This is a genomic window from Hoylesella shahii (genome assembly GCF_937990675.1).
Lineage (GTDB): Bacteria > Bacteroidota > Bacteroidia > Bacteroidales > Bacteroidaceae > Prevotella > Prevotella shahii.
In genome coordinates this window covers 1-18,531 of sequence record NZ_CALKQY010000040.1, presented here as the reverse complement: position 1 = coordinate 18,531, position 18,531 = coordinate 1, and the positions used below count along the sequence as shown (strand labels likewise).

General features: G+C 42.0%; 12 protein-coding genes, 1 tRNA gene and 1 pseudogene. 9 read left to right on the top strand and 5 right to left on the bottom strand.

The features are described from left to right. Positions 1–139 precede the first annotated feature (139 nt). Both QME03_RS11845 and QME03_RS11840 read right to left on the bottom strand, forming a co-directional pair. The gene (locus QME03_RS11845) at positions 140–643 is read right to left on the bottom strand and encodes a M91 family zinc metallopeptidase (protein WP_410521757.1); all 504 of its coding nucleotides are present in this window, start codon (positions 641–643) and stop codon (positions 140–142) included. A 9-nt stretch (positions 644–652) separates the two neighbouring features. Then, positions 653–1,435, bottom strand: a pseudogene (locus tag QME03_RS11840) (RHS repeat domain-containing protein); the annotation flags it as partial. 1,037 nt (positions 1,436–2,472) lie between these two features. Between QME03_RS11840 and ileS the strand changes: the two are divergent. From ileS to QME03_RS05875, 7 genes are all read left to right on the top strand, one after another. After that, complete coding sequence (gene ileS, locus QME03_RS05905; protein ID WP_281723773.1) at positions 2,473–5,913, top strand: isoleucine--tRNA ligase; 3,441 nt, start codon at positions 2,473–2,475, stop codon at positions 5,911–5,913. Between the two features lie 15 nt (positions 5,914–5,928). Then, on the top strand, positions 5,929–6,309 hold the full coding sequence (locus QME03_RS05900) for a TraR/DksA family transcriptional regulator (RefSeq protein WP_025816085.1): 381 nt from the start codon (positions 5,929–5,931) through the stop codon (positions 6,307–6,309). A gap of 88 nt (positions 6,310–6,397) precedes the next feature. Next, positions 6,398–7,057, top strand: coding sequence for a lipoprotein signal peptidase (locus QME03_RS05895; protein WP_273148730.1), 660 nt, complete (start codon positions 6,398–6,400; stop codon positions 7,055–7,057). Positions 7,058–7,068: 11 nt separating this feature from the next. Next, on the top strand, positions 7,069–7,941 hold the full coding sequence (locus tag QME03_RS05890; RefSeq protein ID WP_273116243.1) for a DUF4296 domain-containing protein: 873 nt from the start codon (positions 7,069–7,071) through the stop codon (positions 7,939–7,941). After that, entirely contained in the window at positions 7,905–8,120 is a 216-nt protein-coding gene (locus tag QME03_RS05885; protein WP_281723772.1) for a hypothetical protein, read from the top strand. The genes QME03_RS05890 and QME03_RS05885 overlap by 37 nt, the downstream gene beginning before the upstream one ends. Positions 8,121–8,228: 108 nt before the next feature. Beyond that, positions 8,229–9,881 (top strand): M23 family metallopeptidase, encoded by a 1,653-nt coding sequence (locus tag QME03_RS05880; RefSeq protein WP_281723771.1) that lies wholly within the window; start codon positions 8,229–8,231, stop codon positions 9,879–9,881. Positions 9,882–9,900: 19 nt separating this feature from the next. Next, positions 9,901–11,550 carry a dipeptidase gene (locus tag QME03_RS05875; protein ID WP_281723770.1) on the top strand — a complete coding sequence of 550 codons (1,650 nt, stop codon included), beginning with the start codon at positions 9,901–9,903 and terminating at the stop codon, positions 11,548–11,550. A 524-nt stretch (positions 11,551–12,074) separates the two neighbouring features. On the opposite strand, the gene QME03_RS05870 is transcribed toward QME03_RS05875, so the two are convergent. From QME03_RS05870 to QME03_RS05860, 3 genes are all read right to left on the bottom strand, one after another. Next, entirely contained in the window at positions 12,075–13,349 is a 1,275-nt protein-coding gene (locus tag QME03_RS05870) for a M64 family metallopeptidase (RefSeq protein ID WP_025816081.1), read from the bottom strand. Between the two features lie 210 nt (positions 13,350–13,559). Beyond that, the gene (locus tag QME03_RS05865; protein ID WP_025816080.1) at positions 13,560–14,474 is read right to left on the bottom strand and encodes a glucosaminidase domain-containing protein; all 915 of its coding nucleotides are present in this window, start codon (positions 14,472–14,474) and stop codon (positions 13,560–13,562) included. 263 nt (positions 14,475–14,737) lie between these two features. Beyond that, positions 14,738–15,766, bottom strand: a complete 1,029-nt coding sequence (locus QME03_RS05860; protein ID WP_025816079.1) for a diacylglycerol/lipid kinase family protein — start codon at positions 15,764–15,766, stop codon at positions 14,738–14,740. A gap of 215 nt (positions 15,767–15,981) precedes the next feature. Here QME03_RS05860 and spt point away from each other — a divergent pair, with 215 nt between their 5' ends. Continuing rightward, complete coding sequence (gene spt / locus QME03_RS05855) at positions 15,982–17,172, top strand: serine palmitoyltransferase (RefSeq protein ID WP_025816078.1); 1,191 nt, start codon at positions 15,982–15,984, stop codon at positions 17,170–17,172. Between the two features lie 69 nt (positions 17,173–17,241). Then, positions 17,242–17,315: transfer RNA gene (locus QME03_RS05850), tRNA-Pro, on the top strand. The last annotated feature ends 1,216 nt before the right edge of the window (positions 17,316–18,531 follow it).

Below are 18,531 nucleotides of genomic sequence, written 5' to 3'. Positions count from 1 at the left end.
TCCATAGGCAGGTATGGAAGGGACAGGTGTGCCCATACGGCTCGACATTTGGGAGTTTTTGCGCGAAAAGCACATCAAGTACTCTTCCAAAGACGCTTTTCAAGAAAAGAATCTGGTATTTGACAGTCTCCAGAGATTCCTAAGAGGGAATTAACTGAATTACCCTAATTATAAGTTGTCCATAAGGGTTTCTGTATTTATATGAAGATTTTGTATCAGGATCCACGGAAATACCATCCATGGAACGTTCTCCATGTATAATTTCATGCCCTAAAACAATAAATAAAGGCGTCACCTCCTCTGAACTTTTGCCAGTCTTACCATTCTCTGTTAGAAGTTTGGGAGTATATGTAACATCAAAATTAACAACTACGTCAGTCCCCTTCCCATTAAATGCATCCTTCCAATAAATATCGTGCTCCCTAGACTTTTCACCAGGATCAGTTATTTGTATTTTCATCGTTCGCTTATGTTTTATCACAGATTCAATAAGACTAGTGCCAACTGTAAGTTTTTTTGATTTATTCTTGCCACGTGTTGCTAAAATTACGACTTCTCCATTTTGCTTCACTCCTAGCTTATAATTTGTCAATTTCTGAAGCTGGTTCAACACAATTATTCGTTGATTTCTACTTCCTGAGATTATGACCTTACGGCCATCCGTATCGATTAACTTTGTAGGACGTTCCATGCAATACACATACCCACCAACGCTCGGATACTTCTTTGCCAACGGATCCACCCCATACCACAGACTCGTAACAGGGTTTATATACCTCGCCCCATAATAGTACAGCCCCGTTTCTTGGTCAAACTCCTTGCCGTTGAATTTATACGGCATCTCCTCACTGCTGCTGTGTTCGTCCACGAGCAGTTCGCCGTAGGGCAGGTAGGCGTCGAACTGGGTGATGTTGGCCTTGGCGTCGGTGATGTAAGAGGTGCTGCCGAGGTGGTCGCTATGATAGAAGAAGATATCCTCGATGTTGGTCGTGTCTGTGGGGACATAACCATACCCCGGTTGCGCATTGTCAGGGTCTTCGGGTTTCTGCCATTGAATGGGTGGGCCAGGGACATCTCCCTTGTCATTGAACTTCCGTCGTTGCACCCAACCTTCGGGCACAGAGTGGTCGCCCAGCTCTCCGATGATGGAGTTGTAGCCATAACCGGTGTTGTCGGGATCGGCCGTTGCACACTTCATCGTAGGAACACCCGGTGGCGTGCCCAACTTGTGGTAGTAGTCCTCGCGTTGTATTTCTATCTGCATCATACGCATCTGGTAGTCTTTCTGCTCGGCCGTGACGACGTTCGCGCTGTGGCCGTAGGCGTTCTGGAATATGCCTGCACCCATTTTGGAGGCCACGCGCCTGTCGCCGATGAAGTAGTGCTTGGTGAAACGCTGGCGCGTATCGCTGAGTATGGATGCGAGGTAGAGGGTGGGGACCAGCCACACAGACCATCCTTCCAAGCCTTTCGGTTTCATCAGTGTCTTGGAGCTTTTGGTTTAATAACGCAAGAAATGTTCAAAATATTGTCTATGAAGTCATACTTTTTTGTATTTGCATAGAGCTGTCGCCATTGGCCATGAGCAGTATGCCCTGCAACCGCTTGCGATGGCGGTAGTATGTGTGTGAGTTTTCCAAGCCATTGATTATGCGCGCGCAATCTAAATAAAAGATTTTGTAAATTTTTCAGCATAAAATTTAACATAAAAAGAGCTACTTCTCTTCACCAACCTTAAACCTTGTTGCAAATAATCGATTCTCGCGAAGGTTTGTTTTAAGGCAAAAAGGGTGATAAGAGTAAATGCAGAAAAATACATTCGCTTTGCATAAAACCTCAATTAGTGTCAGTTATTTGGCTATTTGCAGCTAAAAGATGGGCGTTTTGCTGCTAAACGTATTGTGTTTTGGTGCTAAACGCATTGCATTTTGCTGCTAAACGCAAGGTGTTTTGTTGCTAAACGCAGTGTATTTTGGTGCTAAATGCAAGACGAAATGGTGCTAAATGCGAGGCAACAAGCATAAATATACACTGCTATGGTATTGCTAGAACCTTCTTTAATCATCGAAAAGCAAGCAAAAAAGGTCAAAAAGGTCGAAAACAAGTATACATTTCATAGCAAAAAGGGTCAAATTGGGCTTATGAAATTTAGAGTTTACAACCAAACTAGAAAGGCAAAATGGTGCAAAATGCAGGATTTGTTCTCGAAAATAGACAAAATAAAAGACGGATAAAGTGAGAATAAGGAACTTTTTACCTACTTTTCAACTTTTTTCTGGCTAAAAATAAGTGTAGAATAGCGCATATTTGTAAAAAAATATAACTACTTATAGGTTAATAAGGTAATAGGGTATTAAATGTTGTCTATTGTTAGCGAAATATCCTTTTTCACACCTATACTTGGCTATGAAAACTTTTTTTCTTACCTTTGCGCTTTATATAAACAACGACGAATTAAATAAGGTATAGAATATGGCTAATAAATTTGCCGAGTACAAAGGACTTAATCTTACTCAGACCAACAAAAACATGTTGGCCGAGTGGGAGAAGAATGACATTTTCCATAAGACAATCAACGAGAAGGAAGGATGCCCACAATTTGTGTTCTATGAAGGACCACCATCAGCCAACGGACATCCTGGCATTCACCACGTACTGGCTAGAAGCATCAAAGATACTTTCAACAGATACAAAACAATGAAAGGTTTCCAAGTGAAAAGGAAGGCCGGATGGGACACCCATGGCTTGCCTGTGGAGCTTGGAGTGGAAAAAGAATTGGGCATAACTAAGGCTGACATCGACAACAAAGAGTCGGCTAAATATATCTCTGTTGCCGATTACAACAAAAAGTGTCGCGAGAATGTGATGAAATTTACGGCCGAGTGGCGCGAGCTTACCGAAGAAATGGGATATTTTGTTGACCTTGACCATCCCTATATCACCTACGACAACAAATATATCGAAACACTTTGGTGGCTATTAAAGCAACTCTACACCAAAGATATGCTCTATAAGGGCTATACCATTCAGCCTTATTCGCCTGCAGCTGGTACAGGTCTTAGTTCGCACGAACTAAACTTGCCTGGTTGCTATCGCGACGTTAAGGATACTACGGTTACCGCACAGTTCGAAATAAAGAACCCCAAACCCGAATGGGTAGGGTGGGGGAAAGCTTATTTCATGGCATGGACAACCACCCCTTGGACGTTGGCGGCCAATTCGGCGCTTTGCGTAGGTCCGAAGATAAACTATGCAGCGGTGCAAAGCTTCAACCCTTATACCGGAGAACCTATCACCGTTATTCTAGCAGAAGCACGCCTTAACGCCTACTTTAATGAAGCAGGGAAAGACGTTGACCTAGCATCCTATAAAAAAGGAGATAAGCTTATTCCTTGGAAAGTGATAGGCACTTACACTGGTAACGACCTCGTAGATATTGCTTATCATCAGTTGTTGCCATTTATTTCGCCCATGGAAGATGGCGCATTCCGCGTAATTCCTGGCGACTATGTAACCACAGAAGACGGTACTGGTATCGTACACATTGCCCCTAACTTTGGTGCCGACGACGCACTTGTTGCTCGCAAGGCAGGTGTTCCGGCAATTGTTCTTATTGATAATAAAGGAGGTGAACGTCCTGTTGTTGACCTTGAAGGTAAATATTTCAAGGTGGAAGACCTTGATGCCGAATTTGTTAGCAAGTTTGTTAATGTACCCGAATGGAGTAAATACGCTGGCAGATACGTTAAAAATGAATACGACGACGCACTTACCGAGAACGACGAAACCCTCGATGTGTCTATCTGCATGGACTTAAAGGCACAAAACAAAGCCTTTAAGATAGAAAAACATGTGCACAGTTATCCACATTGCTGGCGCACAGACAAGCCCGTGCTTTATTATCCTCTCGATAGTTGGTTTATCCGTTCAGCAGCTAAGAAACAAAGAATGTTCGAGTTGAACAAAACCATCAACTGGAAACCCGAATCAACGGGTACAGGAAGATTTGGCAATTGGCTAGAAAACCTTAACGACTGGAACCTTTCGCGTTCGCGTTTCTGGGGCACACCATTGCCCATTTGGCGCGACGAAGAAGGTCATGAAATATGTATTGGCTCGCTTGAAGAACTTTACGCTGAGATTGAAAAGAGTGTGGCAGCAGGTCACATGGTTTCAAATCCGCTTAAAGAACATGGTTTTGTACCAGGCGATTATGCGCAAGCCAACTACGAACGCATCGACTTACACCGCCCCTATGTAGACGATATTGTGCTGGTTAGCGAAACAGGCAAACCCATGAAGCGCGAAATAGACCTAATTGACGTGTGGTTCGACTCGGGAGCAATGCCCTATGCACAAGTACACTATCCCTTTGAGAATGCCGACTTGATAGACAAACGCATTGCATTCCCCGCCGACTTCATCAATGAAGGTGTTGACCAAACACGCGGTTGGTTCTTTACCCTGCACGCCATTGCTACAATGGTGTTCGATAGTGTGGCATTTAAGAACGTTATCTCTACGGGTTTGGTACTCGATGCTAAAGGAAACAAGATGAGTAAGCACGTGGGCAACGTGGTTAACCCATTCGAAATGATGGAGAAATATGGTGCAGACCCTGTGCGTATGTACATGCTTACCAACTCGGAGCCATGGGATAACTTAAAATTCGATGCCGAAAGCGTTGACGAAATTCGTAGAAAACTATTTGGAACATTGTATAACACCTACTCGTTCTTCGCCCTCTATGCTAACGTTGATGGATTCGACTACAGTGAAGCAGATGTTCCACTGAATGAAAGACCCGAGATTGACCGCTGGATTTTATCAGAATTGCACTCGCTTATCAAGGGCGTGGAGTACGAAATGGACGATTACGACCCCACAAGAGCAGGTCGTCTTATAGATGCATTTGTTAACGACGACCTAAGCAACTGGTATGTTCGTCTTAATCGCAAACGTTTCTGGGGTAAAGAGATGAGCCAAGACAAACTCAGCGCTTATCAAACACTTTACACCTGCCTTGAAACTGTGGCCAAATTATTGGCTCCATTTGCACCTTTCTATGCCGATCAACTATATCTCGACTTAACAAAAGCCACACAGCGTGAGCAATTGCAGTCGGTGCACTTGGCAAACTTCCCCGTTGCAGACGATAAATTTATCGATCGCGAATTGGAAGAACGCATGGAAATGGCACAAAAAATCACCTCGATGGTACTGGCATTGCGTCGTAAAGTAAACATTAAGGTTCGCCAACCACTGTTGCAAATTATGATACCTGCTGTAGACCAACGTCAAAAAGCACATATCGAAGCTGTTAAAGACCTCATTATGAGTGAAGTAAATGTGAAAGAACTGAACTTTGTTGAGGAAGGTAAAGGCGTACTGGTTAAGAAGGTAAAGTGTAACTTCCGCACCATGGGTAAGAAGTTTGGCAAACTTATGAAAGGTATTGCAGCCCAAATGGAAGCACTAGACCAAGATGCAATAGCCAACTTAGAGCGCGTTGGCAACATTAATTTGTCTGTTGAGGGCAATGAAGTTGTGGTAGAAGCTGCAGATGTAGAGATTATTAGCGAAGACATACCTGGATGGTTGGTATCGAATGAAGGTAACCTAACCGTGGCTCTTGAAGTGGAACTAACCGAAGAGTTGGTAAAGGAGGGTATGGCACGTGAGATAATCAACCGCATTCAAAACCTTCGCAAGGAAAGCGGATTGGAAATTACAGACCGCATTAAGGTAACTTTGGCCCCCAATGAGCAAACCGATGCTGCAGTTGACGCTTTTGGCAGTTATATTAAAAGCCAAGTATTAGCCGATGAAATAACAGTTGCAGCCAACGACGGCAAAGAAATAGCCTTCGAAGAGTTTAGTTTGAACATTAAAATAGAAAAAATAAATCATTAATACCCTATCTAACTTATGGCTACCAAAACACGTTACAATGACGAGGAACTAGAAGAATTCCGCGTGATTATCAATGAAAAGCTAAAACTGGCGCGTCGAGATTACGAAGCGATGATGCGTACCCTGATGAATGCAGACGGAAATGACGTTGACGATACTTCACCAACCTACAAAGTATTGGAGGAGGGTAGTGCCACACAAAGCAAAGAAGAACTGATACAACTGGCCAATCGCCAGCAAAAGTTTATTACAGGACTTGAAGCCGCACTTATAAGAATTGCCAACAAAACTTATGGCATAGACCGTATCACTGGCGAACTTATACCTAAGCAACGACTTATGGCCGTTCCACATGCCACGCTGAGTGTAGAATCGAAGAACGCACGTAAACGTTAAAGTAACAAGCCCTACAACGCAAGATGCCTTGTCTTTGCAACAATGTTTGCGAGACAAGGCTTCGGGCTGCATAACAGAACAAGCATTCATGGCAAAAGGAAAAGAGATATTTACTGATGGCCACTTGGCCATATTGTTGGTGGCTGTAATCCTCATCATCGACCAAATCATTAAGATTGAAGTGAAAACAAGCATGGCACTAGGCGAAGCCATACACGTAACCAACTGGTTTTACATAGACTTCGTTGAGAATAATGGCATGGCCTACGGCATGACATTTATCAACAAATTGGTTCTAAGCATTCTGCGTCTAGTGGCTATTGCTTTTATTACACGATATATATGGAAGGTTGTAAAGCAGAGTATGCGCACGCGATACATCGTTTTTCTATCCATGATATTGGCTGGAGCAATCGGCAATATGATAGATTCGATGTTTTACGGACTAATTTTCAATGCCTCCACGCCTTTTACCGTGTCATCGTTTGTGCCATTTGGTACAGGTTATGCCGACTTCCTAACTGGCAAGGTGGTAGACATGTTCTACTTTCCGCTTATCGTTACCACCTATCCCGAGTGGTTTCCATTCAAAGGAGGTGAACAATTCGTGTTCTTTAGTCCTGTCTTCAACTTTGCCGACGCAAGTATCAGCGTAGGTGTTGTTTGCCTTTTCTTGTTCTGCAGAAAGGAGTGGGAGACCATCAATTTTAGTTTTTCACTAAAGAAAAAAGATTCAGACAAAGCGTAAAGGAGATTACCGTGAAAAGATTTGTAGGTATATTGATATCCGTTTTGTGCTTGCTTACTGCAATAAGTTGTAAGCCAGGCGTTCCTAGTGAGTATATCCAGCCAGGAGAGATGGAAGACATTCTATACGACTATCATATTGCTGGAGCTATGGCTCGTAACAACATGAACGACGGAAAGACAGAATATGCCTACCGGTTGGCAGCATTAAAGAAACATGGTGTGGACCAAGCGCAGTTCGATTCTTCTATGGTGTACTACATGCAAAACTCCAACATGCTTCGCCAAATATACCAACACTTGTCAAAAAGATTAGAACAAGAAGAATTAGCCCTTGGCGGTGCAGCTGCTAATTACGAGCGTTTATCATCTACTGGCGACACCACTAACGTATGGAAAGGCAATGCGTCTGTGGTTCTCACCAGTCAGGTGCCCTTCAATATTTGCTCGTTTGTGGTGCAAGCCGATACTAGTTTCCATAAAGGAGACCGTTATTTGCTGGAGTTTGATACCCAATTCATTTTCCAAGATGGTGCTCGCGATGCTGTAGCTGTATTGGCTATGACACTTTCAAATGATAGCATTGTGGCGCAAACCATACATGTTTCTTCGCCCTCGCACTACACTTTACAGCTGAATGATACAGAAAATCTCGGCATTAAACGCCTGAACGGTTACTTCCTCCTTAACAATGAGAAGGCATTTGGTGGCACACAAACCACCTTAAGGCTGTTGCCTATCTATAACATTAGGCTTATCAAGATGCGCACAAATGCTCCTGTGATAGCATCTGATATGCAAGAGCCCATCAAACCCGACTCGGCTGCAACTTTAGACGAACAAATGCAATGGAAAGACAGAAGCGCTACGCCGGAAACAAGATAGTTTACAACGACCACACTATCAAGAATGGAGTGGTTACGGTGGTACAATCTACCGTGATTAGCTACCTGCCACTATGTGGCGAAGAGGCAAATACTATTTGGCTAGGTGGAGAAATTGCTATTAAACAAAATGAAAGCGGGGTGCTACAAGCATTTCATAACGGTGTATTGCTAGAGTGAGTGCCAATTACAGCTCAATATATCTTAAGTATAAATCGCTAGATATATAATTCAAGGCAATCATAAATAGCATCTTTCTACCTCTAATTTTCAAGTAACATATATGGCATGACGAACATTATATCATCATTAATATTGGCATCCCACGTGCTTTTTGGGTCGCCCGTTAATTACCCCATCTCCTTGGCGGGTAACTTTGGCGAGCCACGTCCCAACCATTTTCATGGTGGAGTGGACGTAAAGACAGGAGGAGTGGAAGGTAAAGCCATCTTCTCTATTGGCGATGGCTATGTATCGCATGTTTCTGTGGGACATGATGGTTTTGGAAATGCCGTGTACATACATCATCCAGAAGGATATACGAGCGTTTATTGTCACCTCAAAACGTTTACCCCCGCAATCAAAGCAATGGTAAGAAAGTGGCAGTATAATAAAAGAAAGTCTACGGGTGACATCTGGTTTAAGCCCACCGACCTACCAGTTGCAAAGGGTCAACTCATTGCCATCAGTGGAAATTCGGGTGCATCTGAAGCCCCACACTTACATTTGGAACTTCACGAGACACGCACTGGAGATATGCTTGACCCACTAGCGTTTATAGGACAGCATGTAGAAGACGGTCTGCCACCTATGGCCCATGGTTTTATGGCTTACCCAGTAAGAGGCGAAGGGGCGTTTAATAACGATACCGGAAAATCATCACATTCGTTCACCTCACACAATTTAACCAATAAATTCACAGCTTGGGGAAAGGTGGGATTTGGAATTTGGGCCAACGATTACATGGAAATAACCTACAATCGTTATGGAGTAAAGCAGACAGAACTGCTTGTTGACGGCAAAACTGTATTCAAAAGTAACGTCAATCGCATTCCTTACGAGAAAACTATTCAAGTAAACGCATGGGGAGACCACGAACATTTTCTCAAATATAACGTGTGGTACATGCACTCGTTCTTATACCCTGGCATGGGTTTGCAGATGTTAACCGCTGATACCAACAAGGGAATTGTGAATTTTAATCAAGAGAAAGATTATCATTTAGAATATGTGCTAACTGACTTTAAGGGTAATACTAGCCGATATACCTTTATAGTAACGGGAAAAAGACGCGAATTGGTTGCGCCTAAACCACTAAACACGCTGCTTAGTGTTTATTGGAACAGACCTTATGGGCTACAAACTGATGGCGTTCAGTTGCTTATTAAGCCCCATTCGGTAGCCAATGTGCTTACACTAACACCAAAGTTAAATTCAAAAGAAAACGCTTTGTCTGGTTCCTACTCGTTCACAAATTCCGCAGAACGTCTTTTTCAACCGGCTCGAATAAGTATAAAACTCAACAAGCAGGTGAAAGACCCGTCTAAACTGTACATTAATGGACGGGGATATACCTCCCGTTACATTGGTGGAAAGTACGAAAAAGGCTGGATTACAGCTAGTATGCGCGACCTACAATTGCAATACACCATAGAATACGACGACGAAGCGCCGGTTATTTCGCCAGTGGGGCAAAGCAATTGGATCGCCTCAAAGATAATTAAGTTAGGACTTGCCGATAGCAAAAGTGGCATTAACAACTACGAAGGATATGTCGATGGCCAGTTTATATTATTCGAAGAAGTTCCACTAAGTCCGTGGGTAGCCTGCAAATTGGTAGAAACGCCACTAAAGCGAACAGGCAAGCAACGGAAGCTTACATTCTTCGCCACCGACAACCAAGGCAACAAAAGACGTTATGAGACAACTATTCTTTATTAATCAAACTAATTATACAATTATGAAGAAGCTATTTCTAATTGCCACCCTGTCCATAATGGGCTTGGGTAGCTATGCTTGTACCAACTTCATTGTTGGTAAAAAAGCAAGCAAAGATGGGTCGGTCTTCTGCTCATACAATGCAGACGACTATGGTCTTTTCATCGGTTTGTGCCATTTCCCCGCAGGAAAGCACGCCAAAGGCGAAATGAGAAAGGTGATTGATTGGGACAGTCACAAGTATTTGGGCGAGATTCCAGAGGCTCCCGAGACGTATAACGTTATCGGAAACATCAACGAATACCAAGTCTGCATTGGCGAAACCACTTATGGTGGACGTGAAGAGATGACCGATTCTACGGGTATTATAGACTATGGTTCACTGATATACATTGCCCTACAACGAAGCAAAACAGCCCGCGAAGCCATCAATGTAATGACAACACTGGTGAACACCTACGGTTATTATTCGGGTGGTGAGACTTTTACTATCTGCGATCCCAATGAAGCTTGGATAATGGAAATGATGGGAAAAGGCGCTGGTAGCAAGGGAGCAGTATGGGTTGCCGTGCGCATTCCCGACAATGCCATTTGCGCTCACGCCAACCAAAGTCGCATAACAAAGTTTATGCATTATCCCAAAGGCGACGTAATGTATTCTAAAGACGTGATCAATTTTGCGCGTTCAAAAGGTTGGTACACGGGTAAAGACAAAGATTTCTCATGGCGCGATGTTTATGGCGCTCCCACTTTTGGTGGAAGAAGGTTTTGCGATGCTCGCGTTTACAGCTTCTTTAATCGCTTTGCCGACAATTTCGACCGCTATTTACCTTGGGTATTAGGAAGAGATGCCAACGCCGAAGATATGCCTTTGTGGATTATTCCCAATAAGAAAGTGGGCTTCGAAGACGTTGCTGCAGCTATGCGCGACCACTATGAGGGAACGCCTTTAGCAATAGACAGCACCAATGTAGGTGCAGGTATATGGCAAATGCCTTATCGTCCAACACCACTTTATTATACAGTGGATGGCAAAAAATACTTCAACGAGCGACCAGTTTCTACTCAACAGACAGCTTTTAGCTACGTAGCTCAACTTCGTTCTTGGCTACCAAGGCAGATTGGAGGCGTTCTTTGGTTCGGCAACGACGACGGCAACATGGTGCCTTATACACCTATCTATTGTGGCAACACCGTGCAACCCGAATGCTATAATACTCCAGGCGCTGATGCTGTGACCTTCTCTGACAAGAACGCATTCTGGGTTTGCAACTGGGTAAGCAACATGGTATATCCTCGTTACAACCAACTTTTCCCTACACTGAAGGAAGTTCGCGATAGTCTTGAGAACTGTTACCTAGCTCAACAGGCACAAGTGGAAAAGCGAGCTGCTGAACTTTACAACACAGATGCATCAAAAGCTATTCAATATTTGAACGACTATAGCAACGAGCAAGCACAAGCTATGTTGAAAACATGGAAAGAACTGGCCACCTTCCTCATTGTTAAATACAACGATATGGCCGTTAAACCAACCAAAGGTCGTCAATTTCTTCTCAACAAAGAAGGTATTGGAGCAAGGCCAAAGCGCCCTGGATTCACTGAATCGTTTGCTCGAAAGCTAGTTAAAGAGACTGGCGAATGGTATGTTGTGCCTGAAGAAAAAAAATAATAGGTCACAATACCAAGCCTAAAGGTACAAAAATATAACCAACAAGCGTTATTAAATGTAGCGTGACTTGTATTTTTCAATTGAATAACTTACTTTTGGCCCTAAAAAAGCCCCACTGCACAACCAATTTCGATGGTTAAGCAATGGGGCTTTCTTGTTTATTTGATGCCAACACGCCTATTGTTCTAAACGAGTGCGTTGGTATAATGCCCAAAAACTTAGGTTTGGTATTATTGCTGTCCGGTAAAAATAAACAGAAAGTTCTGTATCTCTTTATCCATCGGTATTGCAGCCGTTTTACCCATCCTGGGGCTTGGTTTCCTATTTCAAACTGAAAGTATTATAGAATGCACTTATTTTGATAAGAAAAGACCTATAATAACCGATAATTCTAAGAAATAATAGGGTTAAATCTATTTTAACTAACACAGATATCCCCCAAAAAGTTTTACCGGACAGCAATAGTTTGCTATGCCTTTATCGCTTTTATAATACTTTCAGTAAGAGAATATAGGCCACAAAAACTACTTTGTATAGAAGTCAATAAACCTTGTTAAGGCTTGCGTACATACAGGGCAGAACTCAGGAAATTCGTTTGTGCGCATTCTGCAATCCTGAAAACCACGATAAACACCCTTCAAACTATAGCCTCCGCCTTCGTAAACGCCAACAGTTTTCTTGTTTTTCTCGGTTGCAGGGGTGGGGATGGGCGTATTTTTCTTTATCAAGTTCTCCCATTTACCCTTAAAGTTAACAAGAGTAGTAAGGTTATCTTCCCAAGGTTCAATATCGCGAGGATACATCGAAATGCTTTCAGCTTCGTAAGCATACTCGTCTCCAAGTCCGGCAAAGCTATGTCCGAACTCATGAACTACAACGGGTTTAAACTTCTCGTGATGTGTCATCGAAAGGTTATACGAATTAAGAATGCCACCACCGCCATATTTCTCTGTGTTAACCAGCACAATAATATGTTCGTAAGGCGTACCAGCAAGCCAATCGTGTAGGTCGAATAAATTCAAAGTAGTAAGGTATCTATCGCTATAAAACGTGTCGAAATGCGAGTGCAAGGCTGTATTTTTCCAAATCCCTTTAGAAGGCTCACTTGTTCCGCTTTCTTTTGAGGGCGACTTCACGGCTACAATATTAAATCTTTCGCGCGTAGATTTAAAAGGTTCGTGCGCAAACAATGCTTCGGTAGCCTCCTTAGCATCCTTCAAAAACACATCCATTTCGGCCTCTGTATAGCCTTCTGCCACATAAGCAATGTGGATGCATCTGTTTGGGTCGGCGGCTTTTTGCAGCACTTCGTACGGAGTAACTGCCGATTGGCCTACCTTTCTAATCAAAATATCTTTAGGCGCCACGGTGTGTGTTAGGCTTGCCACCACCTCTCTGCGGTTATTTCTCAAGTCGACAGTAATCTCAACTGTATCTTTTGGCATTGGAACAAGGAATACATTCTCGAAAGACTTAGACGAAGTTTTGGCTTCATCATAGGTTAGCCATTCTTGAAACAAGGTGCAAAAAGAATTGCGATAAATCACTTGCTTGTCTTTTTTGCGCCTAACGGTAATCTGCCCGTTCCCTTCAACAGGCACTTCTGCCAACCTTTGTCGTTTACCAAACCATCCAGGCATAACGTTAAGCTTGGCTACAGAAATGTCTTGCTTGTTTACATTGCCTGCAAACGTATAGTCTATTCGCAGGGTTCGATTATCAAACTCATCGTCGAAGCGTTGAGACCACGCCGTCAACGTACTCGCCAAAGCGAGAATAGATAAGAACAGTGTCTTCATTTTATAGTATGATGTTAAACGATAATAATTACTATAGATTGTAACTGTAAATTCCCAACAGTGTTTATTCGTCGATTATATTCTTTTGCTCGGGGCCACAGTACGATAGCTGTGCCTCAATGGCTATTTCTGCCTCTTATTCTAACTTTTTCATGCATCATTAAATAATGCATATTCCCAGAGTATTTGCAACCGAATTAATCACGCGCATTAATAAACACGCAGCACGACTCCAACTTTTATTTGGTAGTCTTCGGGCAAATCGTTTAGTTTATAGAGACTCTTTACACGTATACCGTACTTTTGAGAGATGTCGTACATGCTTTCTCCAGCCTTCACAACGTGCGGTCTGTTCTTGAATTGTTTCTCTGCATGTTTACGTTTCTTCTTGAGGTAGATTATCTCTCCTTCGCGTAGCACATCGTATTTAGAACGCTCGTTGGCTTTAGCTAACGACTTTTCGGATAGTTCAAGCTCTTCAGCAAGCGACTTAAAAGTATCTCCTCTACGTGCTCGCAGATAATAGTTGTCGTTGTACTTGTATATTGGATGTAGTCGAGTGTTGTCATTTCCAGGCTGATAATTACCGGCATGCTTAATAAAGAACTTGTCGTAATCTGTTGCTGAGTCGTACCTGTACAGCTTATACAGTTCAATCACATTAATCAGTTTTGTTGCATAACCAGGATCGGTGGCATATCCGCATGCTTTCAAGCCCCGTGCCCAACCGCGATAGTCGGTAAGTGGAAGTGAAAAAAGCTGCTTATATCTGGTTCGTTTCAAAAATTGGCTATGATCTTCATAACTATCTTTTGCGCTTTTATAGGCTCTGAAACACTCGTTTTTTGCGTCATCATCGTGATAAGTCTTTCGTCCTGTCCAGTCGTGGCATTTGATTCCAAAGTGATTATTACCCTTTTTCACCAATTCGCTTTGTCCTGCACAACTCTCAAGTAAACCTTGAGCCAAGGTTATACTTGCAGGAATTTTATGTTTGAGCATCTCTTCGATGGCCAAATCCTTATATTGGCTAATATAAGTTTGATACAACGAGTTCCACCTCAACTGTGCTGAGGCAGAAAAAACGAATGTGATGGTGAGGAGCAGTGTAATAATTTTCTTCATACAAAACTGATTATACCTACAAAAGTAATGATTATTATTGGAACTTCGTGCATTCCGAAAAGCTTATTATGCTCAATTCAACCATTATTCACCTAGGTTGTTCTGTTTTTATGAACAATTAGCGATTACGCACCAATCAACAAATCGCCTGCTTACGATATGACAATATTCTTGATATAAAGTCTGTAAAGAAATATAACGCAATAATATTATCGTTCTTCCAAATGAGATAGGGTGGGGCAGACAATGCCCAATACATTTGTTTATTTCGTAAGTTTTCGGTGAAGAACCTTCCCCAAGAGTGGAAGTTTTTGACTTTGTTTGTTTAGCGAACGGCGAATGTCGTTAAGATCGTTGAAAAGTGAGGCTGCAACTGTTTGAAAAGCATTAGGCTCTCTCTGCGATTTATCGGCATCGGGGTTAACAATCATCTTGATGCCTTTTTCTTTTAACGACACCGAAATGTCTTTTCCTGCATTCACAGGGTCGCCATCAAAATGTATAACACCTTCGTTTTTCCGGTGTATCTTCAATTCCTTACACCTAAAAGTCTTTATTTTTGAGTTCTTATCAAGCGTTTTATTAAACATATCAAGACTTATTTGAGGTGCATCTAGCAAGTCGAAAGGCTCCATAATAATTACATCTAGCAAACCATCACTCATCGAAGCGCCTGGAGCAATATAGGCATTGTTGCCATATTGCGATGCATTGGCGCACGAAATAAGGAAAGCTTTATATCTGTGCACGCCTGTTTCGTCTTCAATTTCATAAGTCTCTGGTTCATAGGTAAGACCTTCGCGCAAGATATTTTCAGCATAAGTAATGGGTCCACGCTTACCCGACTCAGCAAACTTCTGACTCACAAAAGCATCAAAGCCCATACCACAAGTACAGAAAAAGTAGTGTTCGTTTATTCTTCCGTAATCAAGACTGTGTATTTCGCATTTGTTTATCACCTGCAAACACTTTTTTATGTTCATGGGAAGCAACAAATGGCGAGCCAATCCATTACCCGATCCACAAGGAATAATGCCCAAGGCCGTGTTAGACTCTACAATGGCGCGCGCCACTTCATTAACAGTGCCATCACCCCCCACAGCAACAACAACGTCAACGCCTTGCTCTTTAGCCTCGCTAGCAATCTTACAAGCGTGCCCCGCATATTCGGTGTTGCGTATTTCGTAATCGAAGCGTTCGGCATCGATGTATTTTTCAATTGCCTCGGGTATGCCTTTTTTACTGCCCGAACCCGATTTGGGATTCATGATGAACACAATTTTCTTTTTCATTCCGTTTTATTTATGACTTCTTACAGGTTACTTCCCTTGCTTTCAAGGCCTTGTTTATGTTCTAATGCAAAGATAATAAAAAACATTTGATAAGCGAAAGTATCTCACGAAAATCGCATTAAAGGGCGATTTCTTTGAAATTATAAGCGTTTTGCGTTATTTTTTCGTACCTTTGCAGTCTGATAAACAAAAAAACAGCTCTTTACCTATTTAAAATGGGACAATTACAAGAAAGATACAAGGCGTATCGTGAGCCGCAAAAATATATTAAAGCGGGTGTTTACCCCTATTTTCGCGAGATAACTAGCAAGCAGGGGACCGAAGTTGAGATGGATGGGCATCATGTTTTGATGTTTGGTTCGAACGCCTACACCGGTTTAACGGGAGACGAAAGGGTGATTAAGGCCGCCAAAGACGCACTGGATAAGTATGGCTCTGGCTGTGCTGGAAGCCGTTTTCTTAATGGAACACTTGACCTTCACGTGCAATTGGAGAAAGAATTGGCTACGTATATTAATAAAGACGAAACACTATGCTTCTCTACTGGCTTCTCGGTTAACCAAGGTGTGCTGGCAATGGTGGTTGGAAGAGGTGACTATATCATCTGCGACGACCGCGACCATGCCAGTATTGTTGATGGAAGACGATTGTCGTTTGCCAAACAACTGCACTATAAGCATAACGACATGGAAGACTTGGAGAAAGTACTCAAGTCGCTTCCCTACGAAGCCGTAAAACTTATTGTTGTAGATGGTGTATTCTCTATGGAGGGCGACTTGGCCAAACTTCCTGAAATAGTGGCCCTCAAGCATAAGTACAACTGCTCTGTGATGGTTGATGAAGCGCACAGCCTTGGTGTTTTCGGTAAAGACGGACGTGGTATTTGTGACCATTTCGGCCTTACCGACGAGGTAGACCTTATCATGGGTACGTTCTCTAAAAGCTTTGCTTCTATCGGTGGATTTATTGCAGCTGATGCAGATACTATTAATTACCTACGCCACACTTGTCGTTCGTACATCTTTAGTGCATCTAATACACCAGCAGCAACAGCTGCAGCACTTGAGGCACTGCACATTATACAACAAGAACCCGAACGTATAGAAAAGCTTTGGAATGTAACGCGCTATGCTCTTCATCGCTTTAGAGAAGAAGGTTTTGAGATTGGTGATACAGAAAGTCCCATCATTCCACTCTATGTTCACGACGTTGAAAAAACTTTCCTCGTAACAAAACTGGCTTTCGAAGCTGGTGTTTTCATCAATCCTGTTATACCTCCTGCATGTGCCCCTCAAGACACATTGGTACGAATGGCATTGATGTCAACACATACCGAAGAGCAAGTGGAAAAAGGTGTACAAATCCTAAAAAAGATATTTGTTGATCTTGGTATCATAAAAAGTTAAGGAAAATTTTGCATAATTCAACTTATAGTTGTACCTTTGCAACCGCAAAACGACAAAGGTTTTGCGATACGGGGTGTAGCGCAGCCCGGTAGCGCTCCTGGTTTGGGACCAGGCGGTCGCAGGTTCGAATCCTGTCGCCCCGACAAAGGCAAAAAAGCTCGCAATTAACAGCGAGTTTTTTTTATTCATATTTTTATTTGGCCAACAATTTGTTGGAGCTTTCTTTTCGTAGAATTATCAATCTCCCAAGACTAACTCTACAATAGCTGACTTAGACCTCACGAACTATGAACCAAGCAATAAAAAATGTTTTCTAGAAATTTTGTCATTAGCAACGACTATCTATATGAGTTATTTATTTTTCTCGAATTCAAAAGCTTAAATCCTTTTCTTTCGTTTAACTCTATTACTTTAAACGAGACTGCATGATTATCTTTAATAATGATTGCGACTCTTGGTAGTATAATATTCGCATTAAACACGATATCAAAATTTTCAAGGAAAGCTAGTGACTTGCAAGATATGATAGATGAATAAGAGGCAACAGTATTTAGAGTAAATCATATGAGTTAACTAGTTATCATTCAATCGATATTTGTTTTAACCTTAATTGGTCATAGACCACAATGTTTCAGAATTCTTGTTTTTGTGTTGTTTACTAACCATCTTTTATTTTCTTGTAGGCATCTCGCCTGTCTTTGCAACTTGACCTAAACCGCCACGCCGTTTTACAAAGACAGTCAATCTGCTCGAAAATTAAACAAAATCTATTTAGTCTCTAATAACCGATTGGGGTTTAAACATAAGTACAATCTGGGTTATTGCTAAAAGATATTATCGTGTTCAAACTTCAACTCGCCATTTATACTGAAACTAATCATGAACAAATGCCGTGCAAAATTTAATTACAATTAGATATAATGCTAGATTAGAATAAGTATGGCGTAAAACCATCCTCAATCCGTTAAAACGAGTAATTATATTTTACAAAACACATTCTCGTAAACAACTCTTTTTAATGAATAACTAGGATAAAAACACATAAAATTTAGCCAAATTTTCAGGTTAATGCATTTTATTTTACACCAAATTTAAATACATTATCGCTATTTTGTACCATTTAGCCTTTCTATTTTATCATTTACCTCCGATTTTCCACCTCCCTAAAAAACGATTTTAGATGCTAAATAGCACATTTTAAACAACCATTCACCCATAAACTAAGTCAGTTTTCATCATTTTTGAATTCACGAGTCGCTCCCAAATTTGCGAATTGATGCATTCAGATTTGCGTTTTGTAGGAGATAGCACTGCGTTTTGTAGGAGATAGCACTGCGTTTTGTAGGAGATAGCACTGCG

What these genes read in the sequence shown, in the direction of transcription:
- ileS (WP_281723773.1), top strand. Translation starts at nt 2,473, where the DNA reads ATGGCTAATAAATTTGCCGAGTACAAAGGACTTAATCTTACTCAGACC.
- QME03_RS05900 (WP_025816085.1), top strand. Translation starts at nt 5,929, where the DNA reads ATGGCTACCAAAACACGTTACAATGACGAGGAACTAGAAGAATTCCGC.
- QME03_RS05870 (WP_025816081.1), bottom strand. Translation starts at nt 13,349, where the DNA reads ATGAAGACACTGTTCTTATCTATTCTCGCTTTGGCGAGTACGTTGACG.
- spt (WP_025816078.1), top strand. Translation starts at nt 15,982, where the DNA reads ATGGGACAATTACAAGAAAGATACAAGGCGTATCGTGAGCCGCAAAAA.
- QME03_RS05875 (WP_281723770.1), top strand. Translation starts at nt 9,901, where the DNA reads ATGAAGAAGCTATTTCTAATTGCCACCCTGTCCATAATGGGCTTGGGT.
- QME03_RS05885 (WP_281723772.1), top strand. Translation starts at nt 7,905, where the DNA reads ATGGAAAGACAGAAGCGCTACGCCGGAAACAAGATAGTTTACAACGAC.
- QME03_RS05895 (WP_273148730.1), top strand. Translation starts at nt 6,398, where the DNA reads ATGGCAAAAGGAAAAGAGATATTTACTGATGGCCACTTGGCCATATTG.
- QME03_RS05860 (WP_025816079.1), bottom strand. Translation starts at nt 15,766, where the DNA reads ATGAAAAAGAAAATTGTGTTCATCATGAATCCCAAATCGGGTTCGGGC.
- QME03_RS05865 (WP_025816080.1), bottom strand. Translation starts at nt 14,474, where the DNA reads ATGAAGAAAATTATTACACTGCTCCTCACCATCACATTCGTTTTTTCT.
- QME03_RS05880 (WP_281723771.1), top strand. Translation starts at nt 8,229, where the DNA reads ATGACGAACATTATATCATCATTAATATTGGCATCCCACGTGCTTTTT.